This is a genomic window from Saccharopolyspora indica (assembly GCF_027853965.1).
GTDB classification, from domain to species: Bacteria; Actinomycetota; Actinomycetes; order Mycobacteriales; family Pseudonocardiaceae; genus Saccharopolyspora; species Saccharopolyspora indica.
In genome coordinates, this window is the sequence record NZ_JAQGLB010000017.1 from 130,788 (window position 1) to 156,596 (window position 25,809).

At 71.3% G+C, this 25,809-nt stretch carries 24 protein-coding genes; 7 read left to right on the forward strand and 17 right to left on the reverse strand.

What is annotated here, in order from left to right:
* Positions 1–113 precede the first annotated feature (113 nt).
* Both OU416_RS29835 and OU416_RS29840 read left to right on the forward strand, forming a co-directional pair.
* A complete protein-coding gene (locus tag OU416_RS29835) occupies positions 114–482 on the forward strand; it encodes a hypothetical protein (protein ID WP_270930369.1) in 369 nt (122 codons plus the stop codon).
* A 21-nt stretch (positions 483–503) separates the two neighbouring features.
* Complete coding sequence (locus OU416_RS29840; RefSeq protein ID WP_270930370.1) at positions 504–773, forward strand: hypothetical protein; 270 nt, start codon at positions 504–506, stop codon at positions 771–773.
* A gap of 433 nt (positions 774–1,206) precedes the next feature.
* Here the strand turns inward: OU416_RS29840 and OU416_RS29845 are convergent, their stop codons facing one another.
* Positions 1,207–3,510, reverse strand: coding sequence for a choice-of-anchor P family protein (locus tag OU416_RS29845; RefSeq protein WP_270930371.1), 2,304 nt, complete (start codon positions 3,508–3,510; stop codon positions 1,207–1,209).
* Between the two features lie 181 nt (positions 3,511–3,691).
* Between OU416_RS29845 and OU416_RS29850 the strand changes: the two genes are divergently transcribed.
* Positions 3,692–4,672, forward strand: coding sequence for an o-succinylbenzoate synthase (locus OU416_RS29850; protein ID WP_270930372.1), 981 nt, complete (start codon positions 3,692–3,694; stop codon positions 4,670–4,672).
* A 43-nt stretch (positions 4,673–4,715) separates the two neighbouring features.
* Here OU416_RS29850 and OU416_RS29855 read toward each other — a convergent pair whose 3' ends face one another.
* From OU416_RS29855 to OU416_RS29875, 5 genes are all read right to left on the reverse strand, one after another.
* On the reverse strand, positions 4,716–4,973 hold the full coding sequence (locus OU416_RS29855) for a hypothetical protein (RefSeq protein ID WP_270930373.1): 258 nt from the start codon (positions 4,971–4,973) through the stop codon (positions 4,716–4,718).
* 292 nt (positions 4,974–5,265) lie between these two features.
* Positions 5,266–6,078 carry an SRPBCC family protein gene (locus OU416_RS29860; protein ID WP_270930374.1) on the reverse strand — a complete coding sequence of 271 codons (813 nt, stop codon included), beginning with the start codon at positions 6,076–6,078 and terminating at the stop codon, positions 5,266–5,268.
* 486 nt (positions 6,079–6,564) lie between these two features.
* Positions 6,565–7,419 carry an FAD binding domain-containing protein gene (locus OU416_RS29865; RefSeq protein WP_270930375.1) on the reverse strand — a complete coding sequence of 285 codons (855 nt, stop codon included), beginning with the start codon at positions 7,417–7,419 and terminating at the stop codon, positions 6,565–6,567.
* Positions 7,416–9,848 carry a xanthine dehydrogenase family protein molybdopterin-binding subunit gene (locus tag OU416_RS29870; protein ID WP_270930376.1) on the reverse strand — a complete coding sequence of 811 codons (2,433 nt, stop codon included), beginning with the start codon at positions 9,846–9,848 and terminating at the stop codon, positions 7,416–7,418. The genes OU416_RS29865 and OU416_RS29870 overlap by 4 nt, the downstream gene beginning before the upstream one ends.
* Positions 9,845–10,402, reverse strand: a complete 558-nt coding sequence (locus OU416_RS29875; protein WP_270930377.1) for a (2Fe-2S)-binding protein — start codon at positions 10,400–10,402, stop codon at positions 9,845–9,847. The genes OU416_RS29870 and OU416_RS29875 overlap by 4 nt, the downstream gene beginning before the upstream one ends.
* A 260-nt stretch (positions 10,403–10,662) precedes the next feature.
* Here OU416_RS29875 and OU416_RS29880 point away from each other — a divergent pair, with 260 nt between their 5' ends.
* On the forward strand, positions 10,663–11,556 hold the full coding sequence (locus tag OU416_RS29880; RefSeq protein ID WP_270930378.1) for a transglutaminase domain-containing protein: 894 nt from the start codon (positions 10,663–10,665) through the stop codon (positions 11,554–11,556).
* A 135-nt stretch (positions 11,557–11,691) separates the two neighbouring features.
* On the opposite strand, the gene OU416_RS29885 is transcribed toward OU416_RS29880, so the two are convergent.
* The 4 genes from OU416_RS29885 to OU416_RS29900 form a co-directional block, all read right to left on the reverse strand.
* Positions 11,692–12,810, reverse strand: coding sequence for an XdhC family protein (locus OU416_RS29885; protein WP_270930379.1), 1,119 nt, complete (start codon positions 12,808–12,810; stop codon positions 11,692–11,694).
* A gap of 90 nt (positions 12,811–12,900) precedes the next feature.
* Positions 12,901–14,031, reverse strand: a complete 1,131-nt coding sequence (locus OU416_RS29890) for a vWA domain-containing protein (RefSeq protein WP_270930380.1) — start codon at positions 14,029–14,031, stop codon at positions 12,901–12,903.
* Between the two features lie 23 nt (positions 14,032–14,054).
* A complete protein-coding gene (locus OU416_RS29895; RefSeq protein WP_270930381.1) occupies positions 14,055–14,948 on the reverse strand; it encodes an AAA family ATPase in 894 nt (297 codons plus the stop codon).
* 44 nt (positions 14,949–14,992) lie between these two features.
* Positions 14,993–15,571 carry a TetR family transcriptional regulator gene (locus OU416_RS29900; RefSeq protein WP_270930382.1) on the reverse strand — a complete coding sequence of 193 codons (579 nt, stop codon included), beginning with the start codon at positions 15,569–15,571 and terminating at the stop codon, positions 14,993–14,995.
* A 59-nt stretch (positions 15,572–15,630) separates the two neighbouring features.
* On the opposite strand from OU416_RS29900, the gene OU416_RS29905 reads away from it, so the two are divergent.
* The 3 genes from OU416_RS29905 (at position 15,631) to OU416_RS29915 (ending at position 17,116) form a co-directional block, all read left to right on the forward strand.
* The gene (locus tag OU416_RS29905) at positions 15,631–16,107 is read left to right on the forward strand and encodes an SRPBCC family protein (RefSeq protein WP_270930383.1); all 477 of its coding nucleotides are present in this window, start codon (positions 15,631–15,633) and stop codon (positions 16,105–16,107) included.
* A gap of 42 nt (positions 16,108–16,149) precedes the next feature.
* Positions 16,150–16,728 carry a suppressor of fused domain protein gene (locus OU416_RS29910; RefSeq protein ID WP_270930384.1) on the forward strand — a complete coding sequence of 193 codons (579 nt, stop codon included), beginning with the start codon at positions 16,150–16,152 and terminating at the stop codon, positions 16,726–16,728.
* 160 nt (positions 16,729–16,888) lie between these two features.
* Positions 16,889–17,116, forward strand: coding sequence for a PspC domain-containing protein (locus OU416_RS29915; protein WP_270930385.1), 228 nt, complete (start codon positions 16,889–16,891; stop codon positions 17,114–17,116).
* A 7-nt stretch (positions 17,117–17,123) separates the two neighbouring features.
* On the opposite strand, the gene OU416_RS29920 is transcribed toward OU416_RS29915, so the two are convergent.
* From OU416_RS29920 to OU416_RS29950, 7 genes are all read right to left on the reverse strand, one after another.
* Positions 17,124–19,133, reverse strand: a complete 2,010-nt coding sequence (locus OU416_RS29920) for a beta-N-acetylhexosaminidase family protein (protein WP_270930386.1) — start codon at positions 19,131–19,133, stop codon at positions 17,124–17,126.
* A gap of 152 nt (positions 19,134–19,285) precedes the next feature.
* On the reverse strand, positions 19,286–20,449 hold the full coding sequence (locus OU416_RS29925; RefSeq protein WP_270930387.1) for a MalY/PatB family protein: 1,164 nt from the start codon (positions 20,447–20,449) through the stop codon (positions 19,286–19,288).
* 58 nt (positions 20,450–20,507) lie between these two features.
* A complete protein-coding gene (locus OU416_RS29930) occupies positions 20,508–21,170 on the reverse strand; it encodes a copper homeostasis protein CutC (RefSeq protein ID WP_270930388.1) in 663 nt (220 codons plus the stop codon).
* A 94-nt stretch (positions 21,171–21,264) separates the two neighbouring features.
* Positions 21,265–22,899, reverse strand: a complete 1,635-nt coding sequence (gene groL, locus OU416_RS29935) for a chaperonin GroEL (RefSeq protein ID WP_093357812.1) — start codon at positions 22,897–22,899, stop codon at positions 21,265–21,267.
* A gap of 228 nt (positions 22,900–23,127) precedes the next feature.
* Positions 23,128–24,360, reverse strand: a complete 1,233-nt coding sequence (locus OU416_RS29940) for a serine/threonine-protein kinase (protein WP_270930389.1) — start codon at positions 24,358–24,360, stop codon at positions 23,128–23,130.
* 129 nt (positions 24,361–24,489) lie between these two features.
* The gene (locus OU416_RS29945) at positions 24,490–24,693 is read right to left on the reverse strand and encodes a cold-shock protein (RefSeq protein ID WP_093158410.1); all 204 of its coding nucleotides are present in this window, start codon (positions 24,691–24,693) and stop codon (positions 24,490–24,492) included.
* A gap of 418 nt (positions 24,694–25,111) precedes the next feature.
* On the reverse strand, positions 25,112–25,795 hold the full coding sequence (locus OU416_RS29950) for a TIGR00266 family protein (RefSeq protein WP_093357848.1): 684 nt from the start codon (positions 25,793–25,795) through the stop codon (positions 25,112–25,114).
* Positions 25,796–25,809: the final 14 nt, after the last annotated feature.

Below are 25,809 nucleotides of genomic sequence, written 5' to 3' on the forward strand. Positions count from 1 at the left end.
ATCCCACGATCGCGCACATCCTCCGCATCATCCGATCGAGATCTTCCTTGCTATCACGTGACAGTTGTAGCGTGACAGCAATGCGAGTTACTCCAGTGACTAGGAGAAACGGGATGGGCGAGGAGCCGGAGGCGTGGTTGCGGCCTCACTTGGGGGCTTTGGAGGCGAGCGTTCGGGCCGGGTTCCGGTTCTCGTACCTGCCCGCGCTCGATGACGTCCTCGCTGTGCAGGGCATTCGGGTTCAGGACGGCGCGATGGACATGTACCTGGCGCAGTCCGCGTTCGACGCCCTGGCTGCGCGGGTCCGGATCGACGACCTGGAGTTCCACGACTCGCCGCCACCGCTGTGGCACGCCAGAGGCGCGGTCGCCGACGTGGTGATGGAACTGCTCGCCCTGCCTCCGCACGGTTCGCCGGGAGCACCGTCGCTCGCCCGCTCCCGACCGAGCGAGCTGTGGATCCCCGGCGACTCCCTCAACTGACCGATCTCTGAGAGGAAACCCATGACCTCGCTGATCATGTTCACCGTCTGCGTCGGGACCGCGATGATCGCCGCCGGATGGGTCTGGCGCACTTTCGCCGCCTACGGCCAGCACTCCGGAAGCGGCGAAGGCGCACTGACCGTGTGGCAGCTCATCGCCCACGTCGAAGAAGAACGACAACAACGCGAAAACCAAGGCAGGCACCGACTCCGCGAACCCCACCGGCCCGACGACGCACCACCCTCGCTGGACCTCCAACAGCGAGCCCTGAACTCCCTCTACCGAATCTGACCAAGCCAAGGGCCGGGCGAAATCCGCGCCCCCGAAAGTCCCGGCCCCCGCGGGCCGGTCGGCGCAGCCCCCTCCCACCGCGCCGACCGGCCAACCCCTCCGATGAGGTGCCGAGCCCGATGCCCCGGCAGCCCACCCAGCCCCAGCCCGGTTCACCCGGGCGATGGTCAATTTCGTACGAAATTGACCATCGCCCGGGCAGGGTTCCGGCAAAGCCCGGCCGGGCCGGGGTGGCAGTTTTGCCGGAAACTGACACCTCGCCGCGCCCGGATTGTCCGGTCAGTTTCAGGCAAAACTGCCGCACGACCCCAGCCTGGACGACTTTGCCGGAGCCCTGCATCACCCGGGTGGACGTCAATTTCGTACGAAATTGACCATCGTCCCCGACCGACCGGCCGCCCCCCAGCGTCGCGTGAAGCGGGCCCGCTGCTGATCAGGCGCAGTTGTGGACGTCGCTGGTCGCCGAGGCGATCACCACGTCCGCGGTGCCGTTGCCCGCTTCGATGCGGACCGCGTTGACGGTGCGGCCGTGGTCCGCGCCGGGCACCGGGAGCTGCTCGTTGATCACCAGCCGGGCCGCTCCCGGGAGCTCGACCACCGCGTTCGGCTCGCCGGTCACCTCGACCAGCTCGCCGCCGACGCGCAGCGTCAGGTCGACCGAGCCGCTGGCCGAGCCGCCAGAGGCGCAGGTGCTCGTCGAGCGTGCCGTCACTCCGCTGAGCTCGATCAACGGCAGGCCGGGCAGGCCGATGCTCGCGTCTTGGACGGTGGTCGTGGCCTTGGACGTGCCGGGCGCGAGGCTGGTCACCACCTCCGGGCACAGCGTTCCGGCCCGGACCAGCGCGAGGCCTGCCCCGACGGCGCAGCCGGGATCGTGGCGCGAGGCTTGCGCGGTGCGGACCTGGCCGGTGTCCGGGGTCGGCTCGATGCCGAGGAGGCCGTCGACCGAGATGCCGTAGGAGCGGCCGGTGTAGTACTCCAGCAGCACGGTCGCGCGCTCGCTGGACTTCTCGTAGTAGTCGTCGCCGGTGAAGTCGAGCCCGACCGGGACCGTGGCGTCGTCGTTCAGCGGCTGGTCGGCCTCATCGATCGTGCACTCGGCGATGCCTTCGCCATTGGTGGTCCCGGTGCACTCCTGCCTGGAATCGCCGGTGCCCAGCGACAGCGTCACCTCGCGCCCGGAAACCGTTGGGCCGTCGGCGTTCTCCTCGGTGAGCACGCCGGAGAGGTGCGCCGGAGTTCCGTTCGCGACGCGCTTCGGCCCGGTGTAGGCGAGCGCGGTTTCCTGCTTGCTGATGGTGAAGGGCACGGTGGTGGTGCTGGGCTGCAACCCGTCGCCGCCGCCGAACCGCACCGTCAGCGTCGTCGGTCCGGGCTTCTGGTTCGGCGTCAGGGTGCAGCTCGCATCGCCTGCGGAATCCGTTGTGCCGCTGCAGCTTTGCGATCCGCCGCCCTCGCCGAGCGCGAAGTCCAGCCGTGCGCCGGAAACCGGACCGTCTCCGGCGAGCTTCGCCGACGCGGTGAACGAGTCGTGGTAATCGGCCTCGGTCGGCCCGGTGTAGGTGGTGCTGGTCTGACCATCGCCCGGCTCACCACCACCGCCTCCGGCGACCCGGCCGACGTGGATCTCCTCGATCCGGTGCACCGGGCTGTTGTCGTCGAACTTCTGCGATCCCGACTCGAACAGCAGGTACGACCGGTCACCCGCGGTGGCGATCCCCTCGGACATGGCGGGCGCGCGGTAGCAACTCGTCGCCTTGTCGAACCCGTCGGAATCGGTGCGGATGAGGTTCTCCGCCATGTCGGCCGCGCTGATCGTGTACAGGTAGCTCCAGCCCTTGCGCGGCTGCTCACCGGGCGGTGGAGCGGTCTCGGTCCGGTCGGGCGCCACGCTGAACACGAAGTCGCCGCCGACGACCGTCACACCCTGCGCGCCGAGCGGTACGCCGTACTCCGCCTGGAGATCCAGCTCTCCGCTCTCGCCCACCGAGAACGCGCCCATGTACGCGCGCTTGGTGTCCTCGTTGCCCCGGAAGTACTCGCCGATGTAGAGCGTCGTGCCGTCCGTACCCATGAACGACGAGTAGGCGAGATCCAGCTCGGCCGGCTCACCCACCCTGTCATCGAGGTTGGGGAGCTGGTCGCTGGGCGCCCCTTCCGGGTCGCTGTCCAGCAGCTTGGCCCGGAGCTCGTTCAAATCGTACTTCCGGTACTTGCGCCTTCCGTCCTCGGTCTGACCGGAGACGAACGCCCAGTCCCTCAGGATGGCGATACCGCCCACGTGGCTCTCCGCGGCCTCGACCGCACCGAGCAGTGCACCGGTTTCCGGGTCGAGGCTGTAGATGCGGGCGTAGTCCCCGTCGCGGTAGGCGGTGACCAGCAGCGCATCGTTGCCCCGACCGTCCCAGTCCGGCCAGTGCGCCAGTCCCTGCGGCGTCCAGTTCTCCCACTCCGGCGCCGACCCCCGCAGGTACGGGAGCTGCTCGTCGAGCTGGGCGAACCGGTCGTCGTAGGTCTTGGACGCCGAGTACTCGGGTTCGTAGGTGTAGAAGGGGTCGGGGCCCGGTTCCACGTCGCACGTGGCGCCGCCCTGATCGATGACCGGAGGTTCGTCGTCGCTCTGGAGCAGCGCCACCCCTCCCGCGTCCCCGGCACCCTCCTCCGGGACCAGCACCGCGGTCAGCAGCAGTCCGCTCACCGCTGCGGCGGTGAGCGTCCTGGTTCGCAACCGTCCCATCGTTCCCCCAATGCACCGTCCGGTCCTGGCAGCGGGCGAAGCTATCAGCCCGGCAGATCCGGGAACGGCGTTTTGCACTAATGGACAGAAGCTGCATCGATGCATTTCCCAGCTCGCTGGTACACCCGGGTGAACGTGCCCTGGCACGCCGGCGTGGTCGTGGGGTGACAGGATCGAGGCCATGACGATCGACCTGGCGGAACTGGACGCGGTTCGGGTCTACGCGCTGCCGATGCGCAACAGGTTCCGCGGGGTGACGGTCCGGCGCGGAGTGCTGCTCGGCGGCCCGGCCGGGTGGGGCGAGTTCTGCCCGTTCGAGGACTACGACGACGCGCAGTCGGTGCCGTGGCTGGCCGCCGCGCTGGAGGCCTGCACCGAGGCCTGGCCGGAGCCGGTGCGCACCAGCATCCCGGTGAACTGCACGGTCCCGGCGGTGTCTGCGGACAAGGCGCACGCGATCGTCGCAGCATCGGGTTGCCGCACGGCGAAGGTCAAGGTCGCCGAGCCCGGGCAGGCGGCGGGCGACGACGTCGAGCGCGTCGCGGCCGTGCGCGATGCGCTGGGGCCGGACGGCGCGATCCGCATCGACGCCAACGCCGCGTGGGACGTCGACACCGCCGTCGCCAGGATCCGCGAACTGGACCGGGCTGCCGGAGGCTTGGAGTACGCCGAGCAGCCCTGCCCGTCGGTGGACGAGCTCGCCGCGGTCCGCCGCCAGGTGGAGGTGCGCATCGCTGCGGACGAGAGCATCCGCCGCGCCGAAGACCCCCTGCGCGTCGCGGTGGCCGGCGCCGCGGACGTGGCGATCATCAAGGCGACGCCGCTGGGCGGTGTGCGGCGCGCGCTGCAGGTGGCCGAGGCGTGCGGGCTGCCGTGCGTGGTGTCCTCGGCGGTGGAGACGAGCATCGGCCTCGCCGCGCAGCTCGCCCTGGCCGGAGCCCTGCCGGAACTCCCCTTCGCCTGCGGCCTGGGCACGATGGCGCTCCTGGACGGCGACGTCGTCGCGAAATCCCTGCTCCCGGTGAACGGCCACCTCCCGGTGCTCCGCCGCCCCCCAGAACCGGACCCGGCCCTGGTCGCGGCGGCCACGCCCACGGCGGACGTGCAGCACTACTGGCTCGACAGGCTGCGCCGGGTGCACGAGCTGAGCTCGGGGGTGTGAGTCCAGCGGCAACCGCAGGACCCACCCCCGAGAGCTCAACAGGTCACTTGAGCTTGCAGGCGTGGTACGCGACCGTGGCCGGGACGTAGTTGTCCCGGAAGGTCCAGTAGCACTCGTCGAACGTCGGCGCGTCGCAGGCGAAGAACGCGAGCGACTCGTTCACCCCGTGGTCCACCGCGTAGTCGATGCAATCGTCGGTCGTGCGGGGACTCGTCGTCGCCTGGGCCGACACCGGAGCGACCAGCACGCTCGCCGCCAGCAGCATCCCCGGCACCAGCACCTTGGCCACGGACTTCAACATCGCGAACCTCCTTGTCCGGCAAGGCGATCTAGCCCTGCCCGTCCGGAGTAAAGTCCGCGCCCGACGCCCCGGCCCGCCGGATCAGCCTGCTGCGCACACCGTTCACCGAGTCGGCTTTCGCCCGGTTGACGAGACCCGCGGGAACCGGCCTCACGACGCATGTCGTTTCCGCAGGTGAAGGCCCGTGAGTGCTTTGGGGTGCTATAGCCCCTCAAAGCACTCACGGGCACTGAACAGCTGAAACGGAGCCCATGATGGTGCCGCGCGGCACCTGGGCCGCCGGGCGAGGAGATCAGGCGCGGCGGCGACGACGGCGGCGGATGAGGCGGAAGACGATGCCGAGGGCGACGACTGCGATCGCTGCCGGGGCGAGGCGCTTGAGGACCGGGGCTCCGGCCGTACCGAGCAGGTCGATCGCGTCGTCCGACGCCGCGCCGCCTCCGGCGGGCGCCTCCGCCCGCCGCGACGGCTCCGCCTCCGCGGGCTCGCCGCCTGCCGGCGTTACCCGCCAGCTCGGCTTCGCCGCGCCTGCGGCGCTCGAAGCCTCCGCAGGCTCCGCGCGCTCCGCCACCACGACTTCAGGCTCCTCCTGCTTCGCCTCGGCTCCGCCGGGCTTCGCGTCGCCCTCCGGCTTCGCCGCCGCGGGCTCCGCCGCGGCGCCCTCCTCGGTGAGCTGCTTGGCGAGGTTGGCCGCGAACTGGTTCAGGATCTTGCCGCCGACCTCGGAGATCAGGCCGCGGCCCAGCTGCGCCGGCTTGCCGGTGACCTTCAGGTCGGTGTCCACCGTGACGGCGGTGGTGTCGCCTTCGGCCGTGAGCACCGCGGCCACCGTCGCCGCGGCGGTGCCGCTGCCGCGCGAGTCCTTGCCGCTGGCGTCGATGACCACGCGGCGGGCGTCCTCGTCGATCTCCTTGAAGGTGCCGGTTCCCTTGTAGAGCAGCGTCACCGGACCGAGCTTGACCTTCACCGAGCCGGAGAACTCGTTGCCCTCGGCCTTGGTGAGGGTCGCGCCGGGCATGCACGGTGCGACCCGCTCCGGGTCGAGCAGCGCCTGCCAGGCCACCTCGACCGGCACCGGAACGCTGAACTGGTGCTGCATCTGCACGGGGAGTCCTCCTGGTTCGAACGAACTCGGCCCGGCGGGACGGGCCGTCCTCTCTGCTGAGGCATCAGCCTCCAGCTTCCCAGCCTCGGCGGCCGACCTCTACCCCGTTCGGATCACCGAGCGGCATCCATGATCACCAACACGACCCGGACCTTCCACCGTCCTCACGACACCGACCCCACCCGACCGGGCGAGCCCCACCGCACAACGCGCACGCTCCGCAAGTTCTCGACGCCCGGCCCACCGTCGACCGCTGCGCGATTTCAATGGAAATCAGACGTCCGATTTCCATTGAAATCGCGCAGGGTATCGGCGTGTCGGGGGACGACACGCCGACGGTGCGCAACTTCCATTGAAATCAGGTCTCCGATTTCCATTGAAATCGCGGAAGTCGTCTCGGGACGCAGCAGCCCTCGGGCACGCCACGACGCGTCGGTGGCCCCCGCCCCACCCCGGGCCGTGGCTCCGGGCGGGGCGGGGACGCGGTCAGCCGGAGGCCGCGGTCAGGACCGCTCTGCCGGTGAGGACCTCCGCGAGGTGCGAGCGGTAATCCACGTCGGCGCTGGCGTCGGCCGTCGGGCTGGTGCCCTCCGCCGCGTGGCGGGCCGCCTCGCGGATCGCCTCCGGGGTGGCCGGTCGACCGACGAGGGCCTGTTCGACGCCGGTCGCGCGGACCGGCGTCGGGCCCATGTTGGTCAGGCCGATGCGGGCCTCGGCGATCCGACCGTCGGCGACGCGCACCGCCGCCGCCACGCCGACGATCGACCACGCCTGCGCGACGCGGTTGAACTTCTCGTAGTGCGCGCGCCAGCCGGTCCACTTCGGCACCCGCACCTCGACCAGCAGTTCGGCCGGTTCCAGCGCGGTGGTGAAGTAGTCGGTGAAGAACTCCGCGGCGGGCACGGTGCGCTGGCCGGACGGCCCGACCAGCACCATCTCCGCGTCCAGCGCCAGGGCCGGGGCGGGCAGGTCACCGGCCGGGTCGGCGTGCGCGAGCGAGCCGCCGAAGGTGCCGCGGTGGCGCACCTGCGGGTCGGCGACCGTGCGGGTGGCCAGCGCGATCAGCTCGGCGTGCTGCCGCACCAGCGGGTCGCGCAGCACGTCGTGGTGGGTCGTCATCGCGCCGATCACCAGCGCGTCGCCGTCCTCGCGGATTCCGCGCACGTCCTCGACGCGGCCGAGGTCGACCAGCAGCTGCGGGTCGGCCAGCCGCATCCGCAGCACCGGCAGCAGGCTCTGCCCGCCTGCCAGCACCTTGGCCTCGTCGCCGAACTCGGCGAGCGCGGCCACCGCTTCCTCCACTGTGGAGGGAGCGACGTACTCGAACTGGGCGGGGATCACCGAGCACCTCCCTGGGGGTTCACCGAACCGAGACCGCCACCGGCTTCCGGTGCGGTGGCACCGCTTTCGCGCGCGCCCGCGACGGCGCGCCACACCCGCTGCGGCGAGCACGGCATCTCCACGTCGGAGACGCCCAACGGCCGCAGCGCGTCGACCACCGCGTTCACCACCGCAGGTGTCGAGGCGATCGTGCCCGCCTCGCCGACTCCCTTGACGCCCAGGACGTTCGACGTCGCGCGGGTTTCGGTGCGGTCGGTGATGAACTCCGGCAGGTCGGCCGCCGAGGGCACCAGGTAGTCGGCCAGCGTGGCGGTGGTCAGGGTGCCGGTCTCGTCGTACACGGCCTCCTCGAACAGCGCCTGCGCGATGCCCTGCGCCAGCCCGCCGTGCACCTGGCCCTCCACGATCAGCGGGTTGATCACGGCACCGATGTCGTCCACGCAGACGTACTTGCGGATCTTCACCATGCCGGTCTCGGTGTCCACTTCGGTCGCGCACAGGTGGGTGCCGTGCGGGAAGGAGAAGTTCTCCGGGTCGAAGGTGGCGTCGGCGTCGAGGTTCGGCTCCACCCCGTCGGGCAGGTCGTGCGCGGCGAACGCGGCCAGCGCGACCTCGCCGAGCGCGGTGCCCCGGTCGGTGCCGCGCACGCCGAAGCGGCCCGCGGTGAACTCCACGTCGTCCTCGCCGCACTCCAGCAGGTGCGCGGCGATCTTCTTGGCCTTCTCCACGACCTTGTCGGCGGCCTGCACCACCGCCATGCCGCCCACCGCCAGCGACCGCGAACCGTAGGTGTCCAGGCCCTTCGGCGAGACCTGGGTGTCGCCGTGCAGCACCTCGACGTCCTCGAACGGCACGCCCAGCCGGTCGGCCACGATCTGGCTCCACGCCGTCTCGTGCCCCTGCCCGTGCGGCGAGGTCCCGGTGACGACCTCCACCTTCCCGGTCGGCAGCACCCGGATCGACGCGTGCTCCCAGCCGCCCGCGCCGTAGGACAGCGAGCCCAGCACCCGCGACGGGGCCAGCCCGCACATCTCGGTGAACGTCGAGACGCCGATGCCCAGCTGCACCGGATCACCGCTGCGCCGCCGCTCCTCCTGCTCCGCGCGCAAGGACTCGTAGCCGAACAGCTCCATCGCCTTGTCGGTGGCGGCCTCGTAGTTGCCGGAGTCGTAGGTCAGCCCGGCGACCGTGTCGTAGGGGAACTCCTCGTGCGCGATCCAGTTCTTGCGCCGCACCTCCATCGGGTCCACGCCGAGCTCGGCGGCCAGCTCGTCCATCATCCGCTCGATGGCGAAGGTCGCCTCCGGCCGTCCCGCGCCCCGGTAGGCATCGGTGGGCGTCTTGTTGGTGAACACGTTGGTGCAGCTGAAGTGGTAGGCGGGGATCTTGTAGATCGAGTTGAACATGAACGCGCCGAGGATCGGGACGCCCGGCGTCACCAGGCGCAGGTAGGCGCCCATGTCGGCGAGCAGCTCGACCTTCAGCCCGGTGATCCGGCCGTCCCGGTCGGCCGCCATCGACAGCTTCTGCACCTGGTCGCGGCCGTGGTGCGCGGACACCATCGTCTCGGATCGGGATTCGGTCCACTTCACCGGTTTGCCGAGCTTGCGGGCCAGCACGAAGGCGATGAACTCCTCCGGCGTCACCTGCAGCTTGCCGCCGAAACCGCCGCCCACGTCCGGGGCGATGACCCGGATCTTCTGCTCCGGCACGCCCAGCGACATGGCCAGCATCAGCCGCAGGATGTGCGGCACCTGGGTGGCCGACCACATGGTGATCTGCTCGCCGGTCGGGTCGACGACCACCGAGCGCGGCTCCATGAACGCGGGGATCAGCCGCTGCTGCCGGAAGGTCCGCTCGACGCGCACCTCCGCGCTGCGCAGCGCCTCGTCCGCGGAACCACCGGTGCCCGCCTCCGCCGAGTCGAACGTCCAGGTGGCGTTGCGGTTGGTGCCCAGGTCCTCGTGCACCAGCGGGGAATCGGCCCGCAGCGCGGATTCCATGTCCAGCACCACGGGCAGGTCGTCGTAGTCGACGTCGATGACGTCCAGCGCATCGCGCGCCTCGGCCGCGCTGCGGGCCGCGACGACCGCGACCGCCTCCCCGGCGAAGCGCACCTCGTCGACCGCGATCGGCGGCGCCACCGGGGCCTTCATGTCCTCGGTGATCGGCCACGCGCACGGCAGGCTGCCCTGCTCGTCGGCGAGGTCCCGGCCGGTGAACACCGCGACCACCCCGGACATCCGGCGCGCGGCCGCGGTGTCGATCGACCTGATGCGGGCGTGCGCGACGGGGCTGCGCAGGACCGCCAGGTGCAGGGTGCCCGCGGGGGTGAGGTTGTCGGTCCAGCGGGTGCGGCCGGTGATCAGCCGCGCGTCCTCCTTGCGCTTGCGGGCGCGTCCGAGTTCGGGTTCCAGCACCGAGGTCATGACCGCCTCACCTCCGGCTGGGCGTGCTCGCCGGCGGGTGTTCGCGGCATCGGCGTGTCCTCGGTGTGCTCCAGCTCCGGCCCGGCTCCCGGCTGCATGCGCTGCGCGGCGTCGGCGACCGCGCGGACGATGTTCTGGTACCCGGTGCAGCGGCAGAGGTTGCCCTCCATGCCCTCCCGGATCTGCTGGTCGTCGGGCTCGCGCACCTCGGCGAGCAGGTCGAGCGCCTGCATGATCATCCCGGGGGTGCAGAAGCCGCACTGCAGGGCGTGGTTGTCGTGGAAGGCCTGCTGCAGCGGGTGCAGCCTGCCGTCCTGGGCGAGTCCTTCGACGGTGGTCACGTCGTGCCCGTCGGCCTGCACGGCGAGGACCGAGCACGACTTCACGCTGCGGCCGTCGAGGTGGACGGTGCACGCGCCGCAGTTGCTGGTGTCGCAACCGATGACGGTGCCCACCTTGCCTGCTCGTTCGCGGAGGTACTGGACGAGCAGCATGCGCGGCTCGACCTCATCGGTGTAGTGGGTGCCGTCGACGTTGACGGTGATGCGCGGCATTTGGGCGGCCTCCTCGGAGGGACTGGCCCGCGGTGCGCGGACGGTCGGGAACTCGGACTACTCCGCCTGGGTGACGGGCGTCACATCGATAGAGCCTGCTACGCCACACGGACCCGAGCAAGCGCGCAAAAGAATGGCCGTTCAGTCGCACCGAGTAGCCGTCAGGACCACCGCAGGCGAGTCCTCTTCGGATCGCCGCGCGGAGGGGCCTGGAAAAGCCGTTGAAAATCCCGGGAAATCCGCCCTATCGTCCCCAGGCGATGACGACACCGCAGGAGTACGCGCACCATTCCCGCTACACCGACCCGGGCCGCTACGCGCCGCTGCTCGACCAGCTGCCCGCGGACGTCCGGCAGGTCGCGGCCGTGGTGCGCGGCCTCGTCGTGCACTACCGGGGCGAGGGCATCCCGTTCACCGGCGATCGGCTGGCCGAGATCGACTCGCGCTGGGCCGAGCGGCTGCTCGCCACCGATCAGCGCAGGTTCCCGCCAGACCTGGCCGTGCCGCGCCCGCTGGAGCAGCGGCTGGTCGGGTGCTGCCGGGACGCCGCGCTGCTGACCGTCGCGGCGCTGCGCCAGCACCGGATCCCGGCGCGCAGCCGCGTCGGCTTCGCCACCTACTTCCACGAGGGCTTCCACGCCGACCACGTGATCGCCGAGTACTGGAACGGGCAGCGCTGGGTGTTCGCCGATCCTCAGCTCGACCAGGAGGACTGGCCGTTCGACACCTGCGACATGCCCCGCTCCGACCCGGCGCCGTTCGTCACCGCGGCGCAGGTCTGGACCGCCCACCGGCGCGGGCGGATCGACGTGGACCGCTGCGGCGTCGGCCCCGGCCACCCGATGCGCGGCGCCTGGTTCGCGGGCAACTACGTGCTCCGCGAACTGGCGCACCGCCGCCGCGACGAACTCCTGCTCTGGGACTCCTGGGGCGCGATGACGACCACCGACGAAGGCCTGGACCTCGACCTGATCGACGAGATCGCCGCCCTGCTCCTAGCCGCCGACGACGGCGACGCCGCAGCCGAACGCGACCTGACCCACCGCTACGCCACCGACCCGAAGCTCAACCCGCGCAACCACGTCCACTGCCAATCCCCCTCCGGCCTGGACACCTTCGTCGATCTCGCGAACCACTCGATCGACCCGCGGTGAAGGGCACCTTTTAACGAGTAAGTTGCTAAAAGGTGCCCTTCACCGCGCGTTCCAAGCGCGTGGCGTGACTCGATCGGGGGTGGGGTGAAGGGCACCTTTCGCCGAGTTAGTTGGTGGAAGGTGCCCTTCACCTGGTCAGGAGTGGTGGTGGATGGGGCCGTCCAGGTCGGCGAGGCGGACGCCGCGGCCTCCCCAGCGGAGGGCGATCAGCTCCGCCGCGATGGAGACCGCCGTTTCCTCCGGGGTGCGGGCGCCCAGGTCGAGGCCGATCGGGGAGGACAGCTTGGCCAGCGCCTCCTCGGTGACGCCCTGCTCGCGGAGCCTGCGGAGCCGGTCGTCGTGGGTGCGGCGGGAACCCATCGCGCCGACGTAGCCGAGGTTCAGGCTCAGCGCCTCCTCCAGCACCGGGACGTCGAACTTCGGGTCGTGGGTGAGCACCATGACCGCGGTGCGCTCGTCGACCCGGCCGGCCGCCGCCTCGGCAGCCAGGTAGCGGTGCGGCCAGTCCACCACCACGTCGTCGACGCCGGGGAACCTGCTGTGCGTGGCGAACACCGGGCGCGCGTCGCACACCGTCACCCGGTAGCCGAGGAAGGCGCCCATCCGGGCCATCGCGGCGGCGAAGTCGATCGCGCCGAACACCAGCATCCGCGGCGGCGGTTCGAAGGAGTTCACGAACACCCGCAGCCCCTCGCCGCGGCGCTGCCCTTCGGGCCCGTACTCGATGACGCCGCTGCGGCCGCTGGCCAGCATGCCGCGCGCATCGTCGAGCACCGCGTCGTCGATCCGCGCCGAGCCCAGGCCACCGCTGCTGCGGTCGCGCCAGACCAGCAGGTGCGCGCCGACCTTCGCCGCGTCCGGGTGCTCCACGACGGTCACGACCGCGACCGGTTCCTCGGCGCGCACCGACGCGGCGACCTCGTCCAGTTCGGGGAAGGTCTCGCGATCGACCCGCTCCACGAAGACGTCCAGGATCCCGCCGCAGGTCAGGCCGACCGCGAACGCGTCGTCATCGCTGACCCCGTAGCGGCGCAGCACCGGCTCGGACCCGGCCAGCGTCGTGGTCGCCTCCTCGTAGACCGCGCCTTCGACGCAGCCGCCCGAAACGCTGCCGAACGCCTCGCCCTCGCTGGTCACCAGCATCGACGCGCCCGGCGGCCGCGGGGCCGAGCGGAACGTCGCGACGACGGTGCCCAGTCCGATGGACTCGCCCGACTCCCACCGCTTGGTCAACTCGTCCAGCACGTCACGCACAGCGCACCTCCGCTCGCTCCGAACCCGCGATTCCAGTGGAAATCAGACGCCCGATTTCCACTGAAATCACGTCAGGACTGAAAAACGCCGCTAGTTCTCGCACTTCGCCCCTCCAGCACCAGGTTGGGACAGCCGGCGGACCCAGGACCAGACGTCCTCCAGCGAACGCAGGCTGTGCCCGGCCACCATCCGGTCAACGTGCGGCATGGCCGCGACAATCCCGGATTGCACCGGTTGGTAGCCGTCGTGCCCGGCGTGCGGGTTCGCCCAGATCACCCCGCGCGCCAACCGCCGCAGCCGCCGCATCTGGTCGGCGAGCTCGGTGGCGTCGCCGCGTTCCCAGCCGTCGGAGAACAGCACGACCACCGCTCCGCGCGCCATGCCCCGCTGCCCCCACCGGTCCAGGAACACCCGGAGCGTCTCGCCGAGCCGGGTGCCGCCGGAGAAGTCCGGCACCGCGCGGGAAGCCGCCAGCAGCGCGGCCTCCGGATCCCGCTGCCGCAGCTGCCTGCTCACCCGCGTCATCCGCGTGCCGAGCGTGAAGACCTCGGTGCTGGCGGGCGCTCTCCGCACCACGACGTGGGCGAACCGCAGCAGCGCATCCGCGTACGCGCTCATCGAGCCCGAGACGTCGACCAGCAGCACGACCCGCCGCGGTCGGCGGGAGCGGCGCTGCCGCCGCAGCCGGACCGGCTCGCCACCGGATCGCAGCATCTCGCGCAGGGTGGCGCGCGAGCTCAGCGCGCCGCGCTTGCTCCCCCGGCGCCGCAGCGCTGGGCGGGACGGCGGTTCGGGGCGCAGCACCGCGAGCATCCGCCGCAGGTGTTCGCGTTCCGGCACGCCGAGTTCGGAGAGGTCGCGGCGGCGCAGCACCTCGGCGTCGCTGGCCGCGGCGGCCAGCGGCCGGTCCGCCTCGCCCTCGTCGTTCCCGCCGCCATCAGCGGTCAGCGCGGCGATCTGCGCGGGACGCGGGAGCGGGCGGCCCACCGGCTCGGCGGACGACTCGGCGCTGCCGAACCAGGATTCGAACGCCGCGTCGTAGCGCGGCAGGTCGTCCGGGTCGGAGCACAGCGTCAAGCGGCCCGCCCAGTAGACGGCGTCGCGGTCGAACCCGACCTGCTCGACGGCGGCGAGGAAGGCCTGCACGCGCGTCGGGCCGCAGGCCATGCCGGAATGCCGCAGGGCACGCGCGAACCCGACCAGCCCGGTCACGGTGTGCATTCCGCCCCCCTTCCCGCGTTTCCTCAGCGCTCGGCGGTCAGCACGCCCGCGGCGCGAACGCGCTCCGCGTCCTCGCGGTACTTGAGCACCGCGCCCAGCGTCGTCGCAGCCGTCTCGGTGTCCAGCTCGTCCTGCCCGAGCGCTTGCAGCGCCTGCGCCCAGTCGAGCGCCTCGGCCACTCCTGGCGGCTTGAGCAGCTCCATCTGCCGCATCCGCTGCACGGTCGCGGCCACCTGCTCGGCCAGCCGCTCGTCCAGCCCCGGCAGCCGACGCCGCAGGATCGCCACCTCGCGCTCCAGGTCCGGGTGCTCCAGCCAGTGGTACAGGCAGCGCCGCTTCAGGGCGTCGTGCACCTCGCGGGTCCGGTTGGAGGTGAGGACGACGATCGGCGGCTGGGCCGCCGACACCACGCCGAACTCCGGGATGGTCACCGCGTACTCCGACAGCACCTCCAGCAGGAAGGCCTCGAACTCGTCGTCGGCGCGGTCGATCTCGTCGACCAGCAGCACGCACGGCGACTCCTGCAACGCCCGCAACAGCGGCCGCGCGAGCAGGAACCTGCGGGTGTAGAGCGAGGATTCGGCCGACTCGGCGTCCAGCTCGCCCCCGGCGGCCGCTTCCAGGGTGCGCAGGTGCAGCAGCTGCCGCGGGAAGTCCCAGTCGTAGAGCGCCTGCGCCGCGTCGATGCCCTCGTGGCACTGCAACCGGATCAGGTCCACCCCGAGCGCGGTGGCCAGGGCCTGCGCCAGCGCGGTCTTGCCGGTGCCCGGCTCGCCCTCGCACAGCAGCGGACGCCGCATCCGCATCGCCAGGAAGGCCGCCGTGGCGATGCCGTCGTCGGGCAGGTAGCCGGTGTCGTCCAGCGCCTTGGCGACCTCGGCCGGGGAGTTCAGGTCGAACGCGTCATCCACCGCCATACCGCGAGCGTAGGCGAACGACCACGGCCAGGGCGATCATCAGATCATCCGGCCAGCAGGTCCCGGACCGCGTCGGTGACTGTGCCAACCTCCAAAGCCGGGACCGGCTCGCCCCGCCCCAGGTACCGCCGCACCACGGCGTAGGGCAGGTCGACCACGGCCAGGAACACCCGGGACCGACCGGCCGCACCGGATCGGCCGAGCCGCTGCGCCAAACCGGTCAGGGCCTCGTCCACCTGCGCATTCGCCTTCGCCAGGTGTTCGCGGGCCGCATCCGACCAGTCCGCGATGCCGTAGGCGCCGGGACCGGCCAGCAGCACCTTCGCCTCGGCCGGGTTGTCCCGGCTCCACTCGACCACGTGGCGCGCCGCGGCGACGGCGGCGTCCAGCGGCGGCGCTTCGACAGCGGTGAAGAAGCCGTCCTGGAACCGGGTGACGGTGCGCAGCCACAAGGCGGACAGCAGAGCCGTCCGGTCCGGGAAGCGGTGGTACACCGAGCCGCTCGGCGCGCCAGCGGCTCGCGCGACCGCCGCCATGGTCACGGCGCGCGGTCCGGCCTCCGCGGCCAAGGCGACGGCGGCGTCCAGGAGTCGGTCGGCGTCGTGCCGTGGCGGCCTACCCATGTATTGGAGGATATGCTCTAATAACGTTTTAGAGAGAACCATCTAAAAAGGGGGTTCCGATGGCCGTTCGCAACGTGCACGTCCGGCACCTGCCGGTGGACGAGGACACCGCCGGAGCGCTGATCGACTCGCTCGCCGGCCCGCACGACCGGCTGTGGCCGAGCCAGGAGTGGCCGCCGATCCAGTTCGACCGCCCGCTGGGCGTGGGTGCCTCCGGCGGCCACGGCCCGGTGGGATACCGGATCGCCGGGTACTCGCCCGGGCGCTGGATCCGGTTCCGCTTCACCGCTCCGCGCGGCTTCGACGGGTTCCACGAGTTCGCCGTGCAGCGCGAAGACGGGCGCACCTCGCTGCACCACCTGCTGTCCATCCACGCCCGCGGGACCGCCCGGATCACCTGGCCGCTGCTCTGGCGGCCGATGCACGACGCCCTGCTGGAGGACTGCCTCGACCGCGCCGAAGAGGCCACCACCGGAGCGGTGCGCGCACCCGCCCGCTGGTCCTGGCGGGTGCGGCTGCTGCGCGCACTGGTGTAGCGGGGGCGCGGATAGGATCGCGACGGCTTCGGGAGGAGGCGCATGAGTCGGTTCAGCGGATTCCCCGCGCACATCGAGAAGCACGTGGGCCGGGTTCGGGGCGCCGACAGCCGGGCTGCCGGTGGCCGCGAGCGCGGTTACAACCTGGTCTACTGCGACCACTCCGACGGCGCGCACGTCACCGTGCTGACCAGCGGTCTGCGCGAGCGCACCGCGGGCGCGCCGCTGCCGCAGGAACTGGTGTGCACGCTGCGAGCCGAGCAGGAGCTGCACGCCAAGCACCTCACCGGCGTGATCGCCGAGCTGCTCACCGAGTCCAACAGCCGCGTCGGCTACGGCGCGCTGATCATGAACGACCGCGTCCTGCTGCCGGAGTCCGAGATCGCCGGCGCCCTGGCCGCGCCGCACCCCTACCTCGGCGATGAGTTCGACGTCCTGCTCGACGCCGACGGCCAGCCGGTCCTGCAGCTCATCACGCTCGTGCCGATCACCCGCGGCGAAGCGCAGCTGGTCGCCCGCTACGGCCGCGACGCGCTCTACGACCGGTGGGAGCAGAGCAGCGCCGACCTCCTCGACATCCACCGCCCCTGCACCGCTTCCGGAAAACCTGCTGGTGGTTGATTTGCTCAGGTGGCCGCTCGGCGGAACCTGAGTGCTTCCCCGGGCTGCGGGTGCCCCTCCTGATGCATGACCACTTCCGGAAGGACGTCAGGGCTGGATCAGGGATCGGTCGGGGTTGTTCCCGGACGTGCCGGAAGCCCCCGGAGCGGAGGATTCAGGTATGAGCGCTGAGATCCCCACCTCGACCGCTGCGAACACCGAGACCAACCGCAAGTTCCGCCGCAACCGCGGCGAGCGGATGATCGCCGGGCTGTGCGGCGGAGCCGCCAAGGCCCTGGGCGTGGACCCCACCATCGTCCGGGTCGCGCTGATCGCCGTGACGCTGTTCGGCTTCGGCTCCGGCATCCTGCTGTACCTGGCCTGCTGGCTGGTGGTCCCGGAGGAGTGAGCCGCGGTCAGCGCAGGCCGGGCGCCTGCTCGACGAAGGTGTCCAGCACACCGTCACCGACGTGGACCGGACCCTGCGGGCGGACCTTGCCCGGCACCGTCCGGATCTGCGCGGCCCGAGCTGCGAGCTGCTTGGCCTCGCTGAAGTGCCCGAACGTGCTGCCCTCGTCGCCGTCGACCCGCGCTTGCAGCCCGTCCATCGTGGCCACCAGCGACTGGCCCCACAGCTCGGTGGCGGTCAGCCACGGCTTGACGTCCTCGACGAATTCCGCAGGCGCTCCCGCGCCGATCCGCTCCGGTGCTTCCGCGATCGCCTGCGCGTACTCGCGCAGCTCGCGCACCGCGGTCGCGCGGTCGCCGCTCTGCCAGCCGGTGCGGAACTGCTCGATCCGCCGGGACAGCTCCGGGGCCTGCGGCAGCCACGGCCGCCCGCTGGGCAGCGGGCCCATGTGCTCCAGGTCGAAGAACGCCAGCAGCGCACCGGCCGTCGCCGGATCGGCGACCAGCCCCGGCTCACCACCGGCCAAGCGCTTGCCCGCCAGGTAGTCGGCCGCGGCCCGCCAGGCCCGCTGCGCGTCGAAACCCTCGTCGTTCCAGAAGAAGTCGGCCGCACCGAGCTCGACGACCTCGCTGGCCGTCGCCAGGTTCATCGGGTTCACCACGCCGCCGGTGAGCTGCTCGTTCAGCCCCGGCTCGCGCTTCTCGTACGGGCCGAGCAGCACCCGGCCGACCGAGCCGTCGAAGTCGTTGACCGGGTAGTTGTCCCACAGGAACAGCTTGCGGCCCCACACCTGTTCGGCCTGCTGCGCGTCGGACACCGTGATCCGGCGCGGGATCACCCCGTCCCCGGTCCACATCACCAGCACCCGCGGGTCCAGTGTGGACCGGATCTGCGACTTGTACGGCGAGTCCTCCACGTCGGAGTACTCGGTCGGCACGAACTGCAGCGGCGCCACCCCGGGGTGGGTGTCGACGAACTCGCGCTGCACCCGGTTCAGCAGCTCGGCCTGCGCCCGCCCGGCCGCGTCCTGCGAGGGGCTGCCGTACTTCGCCTGGTCGCCGGTGCAGTTCCAGCGGGTGTAGGAGATGTCGTCCAGCGGCACCGAGAAGTCGCGCACGCCCGAGTCGTAGACCGCCTGGAGCTTGGCCAGCAGGGCGCGGAAGTCCGATTCGTCGCTGTAGCAGATCGAGGTGCCCGGCGAGAGCGCGAAGGTGAACTTCACGTGGTGCGCGGCGGCCTGCCCGATCAGCTGCTGCACCGCGGCGAACTCGGCCTGCGGGTACGGCTCGCGCCACTTCTCCCGGTGGTACGGGTCGTCCTTGGGCGCGTAGATGTAGGTGTTGAGCTTGACGTCGCCGTAGAAGGCGAGCTGGTCCATCCGCTGCTGGTGCGTCCACGGTGGACCGTAGAAGCCCTCGACGCTGCCGCGCAGCGGCATGTCCGGGTGGTCGATGATGCCGACGCCGGCGATCCGCCCCGGCGACGCGAGCTGGCGGAGCGTCTGCACGCCGTAGTACGCGCCCGCCGCGTCGGAAGCACCGATGACCACCGCCGGATCCGCTCCGCCGCGCCCGGCCAGCGCGTACCCCTCGGGCGGCAGCTTCGCCGGTGCGGCGAGGTCGAACCCGCCCAGCCCCTGCGCGATGGCCTGCGAGCCCCGAGCGCCGATCTCGATGCGCAGCTCGGCGTCCGCAGCAGGCGGCCGGCCCTCCTCGCGCACCACCACGTCGCTCGCCCCGGCCATCCGCAGCACCTGCTCGACCAGCGCGCGGGTGGGCTGGTCGACCAGCTGGTCCACGACCACCTCGACCTTGCCCCGCACCGCGATGTCGTCGCCGAGCCGCCGCATCTCCTTCGGCTGCGGGGTCACCTGCGGCAGCCCCGTCCCGGGCAGCGACGGCGCGGGCGGCGGCGCGGTGGGTTCGGCCGGCTGCGGGGTGTTGGTGCAACCCGCCAGCACGGCGCACATCAGCGTCGCGACCGCTGCGGACCGCCGCCGGGCACTTCGACCGAACATGACCCCACCTCGCCTGGATTTCCCAACGCGTTCAAGGAGATCACACCCCGGTCTCGATCGCTGGCAGGCGGCGTCCAGCCCCACCCGAGCGCCTGAAGCCCACCCCCTGACCCGGCCGTTTCCACCAGATCCAACACGCCCCGGTGTGTCGTTCAGCCGGAGCGCACCGCCCCGGCCAGCCCGCTGATGATCCGCTCCAGAACCGGTCGCGGCGTGGCGAAGGTCAGCCGCGCGTGACCGCGGCCCGCCTCGCCGCAGGCCGCCCCGTCGGTGAGCGCGATCCGCGCCTTCTCCAGGAAGAAGTCGGCGGGGTGGTCGCCGAGGCCGAGCGCGCGGAAGTCCAGCCACGCCAGGTAGGTGCCCTCCGGCTCGCGGTAGCCGACCTCGGGCAGGTGTTCGGCCAGCAGCTCCGCCACCGCGCGCCGGTTGCCGTCCAGGTAGTCGAGCACCTCGGTCAGCCACGGCTCGCCCTCGGTGTACGCGGCGGTCGTGGCCAGCACGCCGTGGGTGCTGGAGTCCAGCACCGCGAGACGACCCGCGGCGGCCAGCGTCGCGGCGTCGGCGTCGTTGCTGACGATGAACTGCGCGCACTTCAGACCGGGCACGTTCCACGCCTTGGTCGCCGAAGTCGCCGTCACCGCGTGCCCGGCGGCCGTCTCGGACAGCGACGCGTAAGGCACGTGCTGCTGACCGGGGTAGACCAGCGGCCCGTGGATCTCGTCGGCGAACACCCGGCCGCCGTGCCGGTCGACGACCTCGCAGACCGCCGTCAGCTCCGCCGCGGTGAAGACCCGGCCGAGCGGGTTGTGCGGGTTGCACAGCACCAGCAGGTTCCCGCCCGCCCGGAAAGCCGCGTCCAGCGCGTCGAGGTCGTGGACGAACCGGTCGCCGTCGCGGGCCATCGGCACCGCGATGACCTCGCGGCCGAGCTCACCGGGCTCGACCAGGAACGGCATGTACCCGGGCGTCGGCATGACCACCGCGCTGCCCGGCCGGGAGAAGCGCTCGATCGCGATCGCCAGCGCCCAGTGCACGTCCGGGATCGCGGTGATCCACGCGGGATCGACGTCCCAGCCGTAGCGCCGCGCCTGCCAGCCCGCGCAGGCCAGCGCCATCTCGTCGGCCAGTCGCGGCGGCAGGTAGCCGAAGTTCATCGCGTCCACCGCTGCGCGCACCGCGCGCACGACCGGTGGCGCGGTCGGGAAGTCCATCTCCGCCACGAACGCGCCGAGCGTGCCCGGATCGTGCAGCGTCCACTTCAGGCTGCCGCGGGCGCGCAGCTCGTCGACCGTGATCGCGTCGAACTCGTGTCCCATCCTGGCCTCCCGCGACGATCATCTGCCAGCCGTCGGCGGTGCGACACCGCCATGCCGGTCAGGAGTCGATGAGTTCCCGCCAGGGCCGGACGAGCTCGGCGAGCACCGGGCCGGACGAGCGGGCGCCGCTGCCGATGTGGAAGGCGCGCACACCGGCGTCCCGCAGGACCGGGACGTGCTCCTGCCGGAGACCGCCGCCGACGAGCAGCTCCACGCCGTCGGCGTCCTGCACCGCGGCGAGTTCCCGCAGGTCGGCAAGGCCCTCCGCGATTCCGGACGGGCTGCCCGCGGTCAGCACGGTGTCCGGGCCGAGCGACACCGCCTGCGCCCACGCCGTCCGGTAGTGGGCGGCGTGGTCCACGGCGCGGTGAAAGGTCCACGGGCGGCCGGCCAGCTCCGCGACGACCGCGCGGGTGGCGTTGACGTCGACCTGGCCGTGCTCGTCCAGGAACCCGAGCACGAACTCCCCCGCACCGGCGCCCAGCAGTTCGCCGACCCGCCGCCGCAGCACGTCGACATCGGCCCCGAACCCGGCCTGCTCGCGCACCATCACGCGCACCGGCAGGTCGGTGGCGGCCAGCACGCTGCGAACCACCGACAGCTCGGGCGTCAGGCCGTCGGCGGCAAGATCCCGGCACAGCTCGACCCGATCAGCCCCGCCCGCCTGCGCCGCCTCGGCATCGGCGGCGTCGAACGCGATGACTTCCAGCAACCCACTCACATCGAGCTCTTCTCATCTCGGTCGGTACCACCCAACGCGAAAAGGGCCGCCCCCGCGAACGGGGACGGCCCTCTTCAGCTGCCTGGGGCAGGAATCACATCATGCCGCCCATGCCGCCCATCGGGTCGGCACCGGCCGCTGCGCCCGCGGACTCCTTCTCCGGCTTGTCCGCGACCACGGCTTCGGTGGTCAGGAACAGCGCGGCGATGGAGGCGGCGTTCTGCAGCGCCGAACGGGTGACCTTCGCCGGGTCGAGGACGCCGGCCTGGACCAGGTCCTCGTACTCGCCGGTCGCGGCGTTCAGGCCGTGGCCCGAGGTCAGGTTCTTGACCTTCTCCGCGACGACGCCGCCCTCGAGGCCGGCGTTGACGGCGATCTGCTTCAGCGGGGCCTCGACGGCGATCTTGACGCTGTTCGCGCCGGTCGCCTCGTCACCCTCCAGCTTCAGCCCGTCGAAGGCGGCCTGCGCGGCCTGCAGCAGCGCGACGCCACCACCGGCGACGATGCCCTCCTCGACGGCGGCCTTGGCGTTGCGGACCGCGTCCTCGATGCGGTGCTTGCGCTCCTTGAGCTCGACCTCGGTCGCCGCACCGGCCTTGATGACGGCCACGCCGCCGGCCAGCTTGGCCAGCCGCTCCTGCAGCTTCTCGCGGTCGTAGTCGGAGTCCGAGCGCTCGATCTCGGCGCGGATCTCGTTGACCCGGCCGGCGATCTGCTCGTCGTCACCGGCACCCTCGACGATGGTCGTCTCGTCCTTGGTGACGACCACCTTGCGGGCGCGGCCCAGCAGGTTCAGGTCGGCGTTCTCCAGCTTGAGGCCGACCTCTTCGCTGATGACCTGGCCGCCGGTCAGGATGGCCATGTCCTGCAGCATCGCCTTGCGGCGGTCGCCGAAGCCCGGGGCCTTGACGGCGACGGACTTGAAGGTGCCGCGGATCTTGTTGACGACCAGGGTGGCCAGCGCCTCGCCCTCGACGTCCTCGGAGATGATCAGCAGCGGCTTGTTGGCCTGCATGACCTTCTCGAGCAGCGGGAGCAGGTCCTTGACGTTGGAGACCTTGGAGCTCAGCAGCAGGAGGTACGGGTCCTCCAGGACCGCCTCCATGCGCTCCGAGTCGGTCACGAAGTACGGCGAGATGTAGCCCTTGTCGAAGCGCATGCCCTCGGTGAGCTCGAGCTCGAGCCCGAAGGTGTTGCTCTCCTCGACGGTGATGACGCCTTCCTTGCCGACCTTGTCCATGGCCTCGGCGATGAGCTCGCCGATCTGGCGGTCGCCGGCCGAGATCGCGGCGGTGGCGGCGATCTGGTCCTTGGTCTCGATCTCCTTGGCGTTCTTGAGCAGCTGCTCGGCGATCGCCTCGGTGGCCTTCTCGATGCCCCGCTTCAGAGCGATCGGGTTGGCGCCGGCCGCGACGTTGCGCAGGCCTTCGCGAACCAGGGCCTGGGCCAGCACGGTGGCGGTGGTGGTGCCGTCGCCCGCGACGTCATCGGTCTTCTTCGCCACCTCCTTGACCAGCTCGGCCCCGATCTTCTCCCACGGGTCCTCGAGCTCGATCTCCTTGGCGATGGAGACGCCGTCGTTGGTGATCGTGGGGGCGCCCCACTTCTTCTCGAGCACAACGTTGCGGCCCTTCGGGCCGAGCGTCACCTTGACGGCGTCGGCGAGGGTGTTCATGCCGCGCTCAAGACCGCGGCGGGCGTCCTCGTCGAACGCGATCATCTTGGCCATTGCGGTGTGGTCCTCCACCTGTATGGACGCCGCGGAGGTGGGTACGCACCCCACGGCAAGACTCGTGCTCGGCCAGGCGCGGTGCCCGCGACGGACGACCGGCGGCGGTACCGTCTGGTGGTACCGCCGGAGACGGCCTCACCGTCCCGACCTGGCACTCAACCTTGCTGAGTGCCAATACCGTGTTTAGCACTCTCCCCAGTCGAGTGCAAGCGAGTCGGCGGCGGGTCAGTCGCCCGTGGGGACCGTCGTGGGCAGGTCGTTGCTGTTGTACGACGAGGTCTCCGACGTCGTCGACGTGGTGTCGGTGCTGCCGGAACCACCGATCGAGGTGGCCATCACCACGAAGACCACGATGATCAGCACCAGCGCGACGCCGACCAGCGTCAGCACGATCCACTTCGTCGAACTGCTCGACGACGTGGTCGCGAACGACGAGGAGCCCGCGGGCATCGGCGGGCGCAGCCGCACCGGGTCGTTGCCCGGCGGCGGCAGCGGGCGCGGCGGCTGCTGCTGCGGGTACGGCGGCCGGTAGCCCTGCGCCGGGATCGGCTGGCTCGGCGGGTACTGCACCGGCTGCGGGCCGGGCATCGGGACGACCGAGCGCGGCTGCGGCGGGGCGTCCCCGGCGGCCTGCCCGAGCGCGGCGCGCGCGGCCGAGACCAGGTCCTGGCAGTTGCTGAAGCGCTGGTCGGCCTTCTTGGCCATGCCCCGGCGCAGCACCTCGTCGATGGCGGCGGGCAGCACCACCAGCGAGGTGGCGGGCGGCGGTTCGGCGGCGAGGTGGCCCTGGATGACCTCCTGCACCTGCCCCTGGAACGGCGGCCGGCCGGTCAGGCAGGCGAAGAGCATGCAGGCCAGCGCGTACTGGTCGGTGCGGCCGTCCACCGGCTCGCCGCGCAGGTGCTCCGGCGCCGCGTAGGTGGGCGAGCCGAGGAAGTCGCCGCTGGAGGTGCGGTGGCCGGTCGCGCCGCGCCTGGTCAGCCCGAAGTCGGCCAGGTAGACGTGCTCGTGGACGGACTCGCGCGAGGTCACCAGCACGTTGGCCGGCTTCAGGTCGAGGTGCACCAGGCCGCGCTCGTGCAGCATGTCCAGCGCTTCGGAGATCTGCGAGAGCAGCTCCAGGGTGCGCTTCGGCGAGATCGGCCCGTCCTTGATCAGGCTCGCCAGGTCGGAGCCGTCGACCAGCCGCATCGCGATGAAGAGCATGCCGTCGACCTCGCCGAAGTCGTACAGCGGCACGATGTTGGCGTGGTCGATCGCCGAGGTGTTGCGCGCCTCGTCGACGAAGCGCTCGCGGAACTCGGCATCACCGGTGATGTGCTCGCCCATGACTTTGAGGGCGACCTTGCGGCCGAGTCGGACATCGGTGGCGCGGTACATCACGCTCATGCCACCGCGACCGAGCACTCCGTCGATCTTGTAGTGGCCGAGACGCTTCCCGGTGAGGTCTTCCGACACGAGCAGCAGCGTAACCGGCCTAGATCACGCTCGTCTCACGGTTGGCCCGGCCGGGCTCGATCGACCCCGGTGAGCCCCAGCACAGCGGCCCGGCCCCGAGGGACGGGACCGGGCCGCGAGCGTGCTCGATCAGACCTTGCGGACCCCGTCAGCCTGGGTGCGGCCGTCACGCCCCGCCTTCACCTCGAATTGCACCCGGTCCCCTTCGGAAAGGGTGCGGAAACCCGACATGTCGATGGCGGAGTAATGGACGAACACATCAGATCCACCGTCCGTTGCGATGAATCCGTAGCCCTTCTCCGAGTTGAACCATTTGACCGTGCCGACCGCCACGGCGTCCTCCTCATGAAAAGTGATGCACGGCGCGAACGCCGCTGGAGCAACGGTCACACTACCCCCGAATTCGGATCTCGTCGCGGGTTCGGCAATGCAACTTTTCCGTTAACGACTGGGCCGAACGGGTGCCGCAACCGGACACCGTCCGTTATCCCGCCGGAATGTTCCCCCAACGGCACCAATCCATTCCGCCCACAGCGAAAGCGCCCGGCGGAGCGGCGCCGCAGGCAGGCGTCCAGCCGCCGTCGACCTCGGCGTTCCACCGATTCCCCGCAGGTCATGGCCCGCGCACTGCGCCGGTCGGCGGAATGGCGCCGACCCGGCCTTTCCCGAACGGAGCAGGCGCACCATTCGGATTTCGGTTCCGACTTTCGCCGTCACCCGAACAGCCGATTGCGCCGGATGCCGAGTCCGGTCAGGACCGGGCTCCGAGACCATTCGCCTGCAGCCAGCTGACAAGGCCCCGGGGATTGCGAGTTTGAGTCAGGATCTGCCCCGGCCCGGCGAAATCGAAGACCAGGCCTTCACCGCTCTTGAGCGACTGCATCGCGCCCTGGCTCATCTGCCGCAAACGGCTCTGCACCGTATCGGCATATGCCACCACGTGACCGGTGTCGATCGTGACGTACTCACCGGGCTGCAGGGTCACCACGTCCAGCGCGCCGTAGCAGGAGACCACCATCGGCCCCTGGCCCGCGGCGTGCGTCATGAACCCGCCCTCGCCGCCGAAGAGGTTCTTGAACCCGCCCCACTGCGTGTCCAGCTGCACCGTGCTCGCCGAGGCCAGCCAGCAGCCCTTGGTGATGCACCAGCCGACCCGCCCGTCGAGCTCGAGCACGTTGAGGTCGCCGGGCAGGTTCGGCGCCACGTCCACCCAGCCGCCCTGCTGCGGCGCGGTGAAGGTGGACACGAAGAACGACTCGCCGCCCAGCGCGGCGCGGGCCAGCGACTTCAGGAAGCCGCCCTGCGCACGGGCGTCGACGGTCACCCCGTAGCTGGTCGCGAGCATCGCGCCGCTCTCGACCTGCACCGGCTCGCCCGGGGCCAGCATCAACCTGGCCACCCCGAAGGACGGCGTGTGGCGGGTCCGAACCTGCACGAATACCTCCTGTG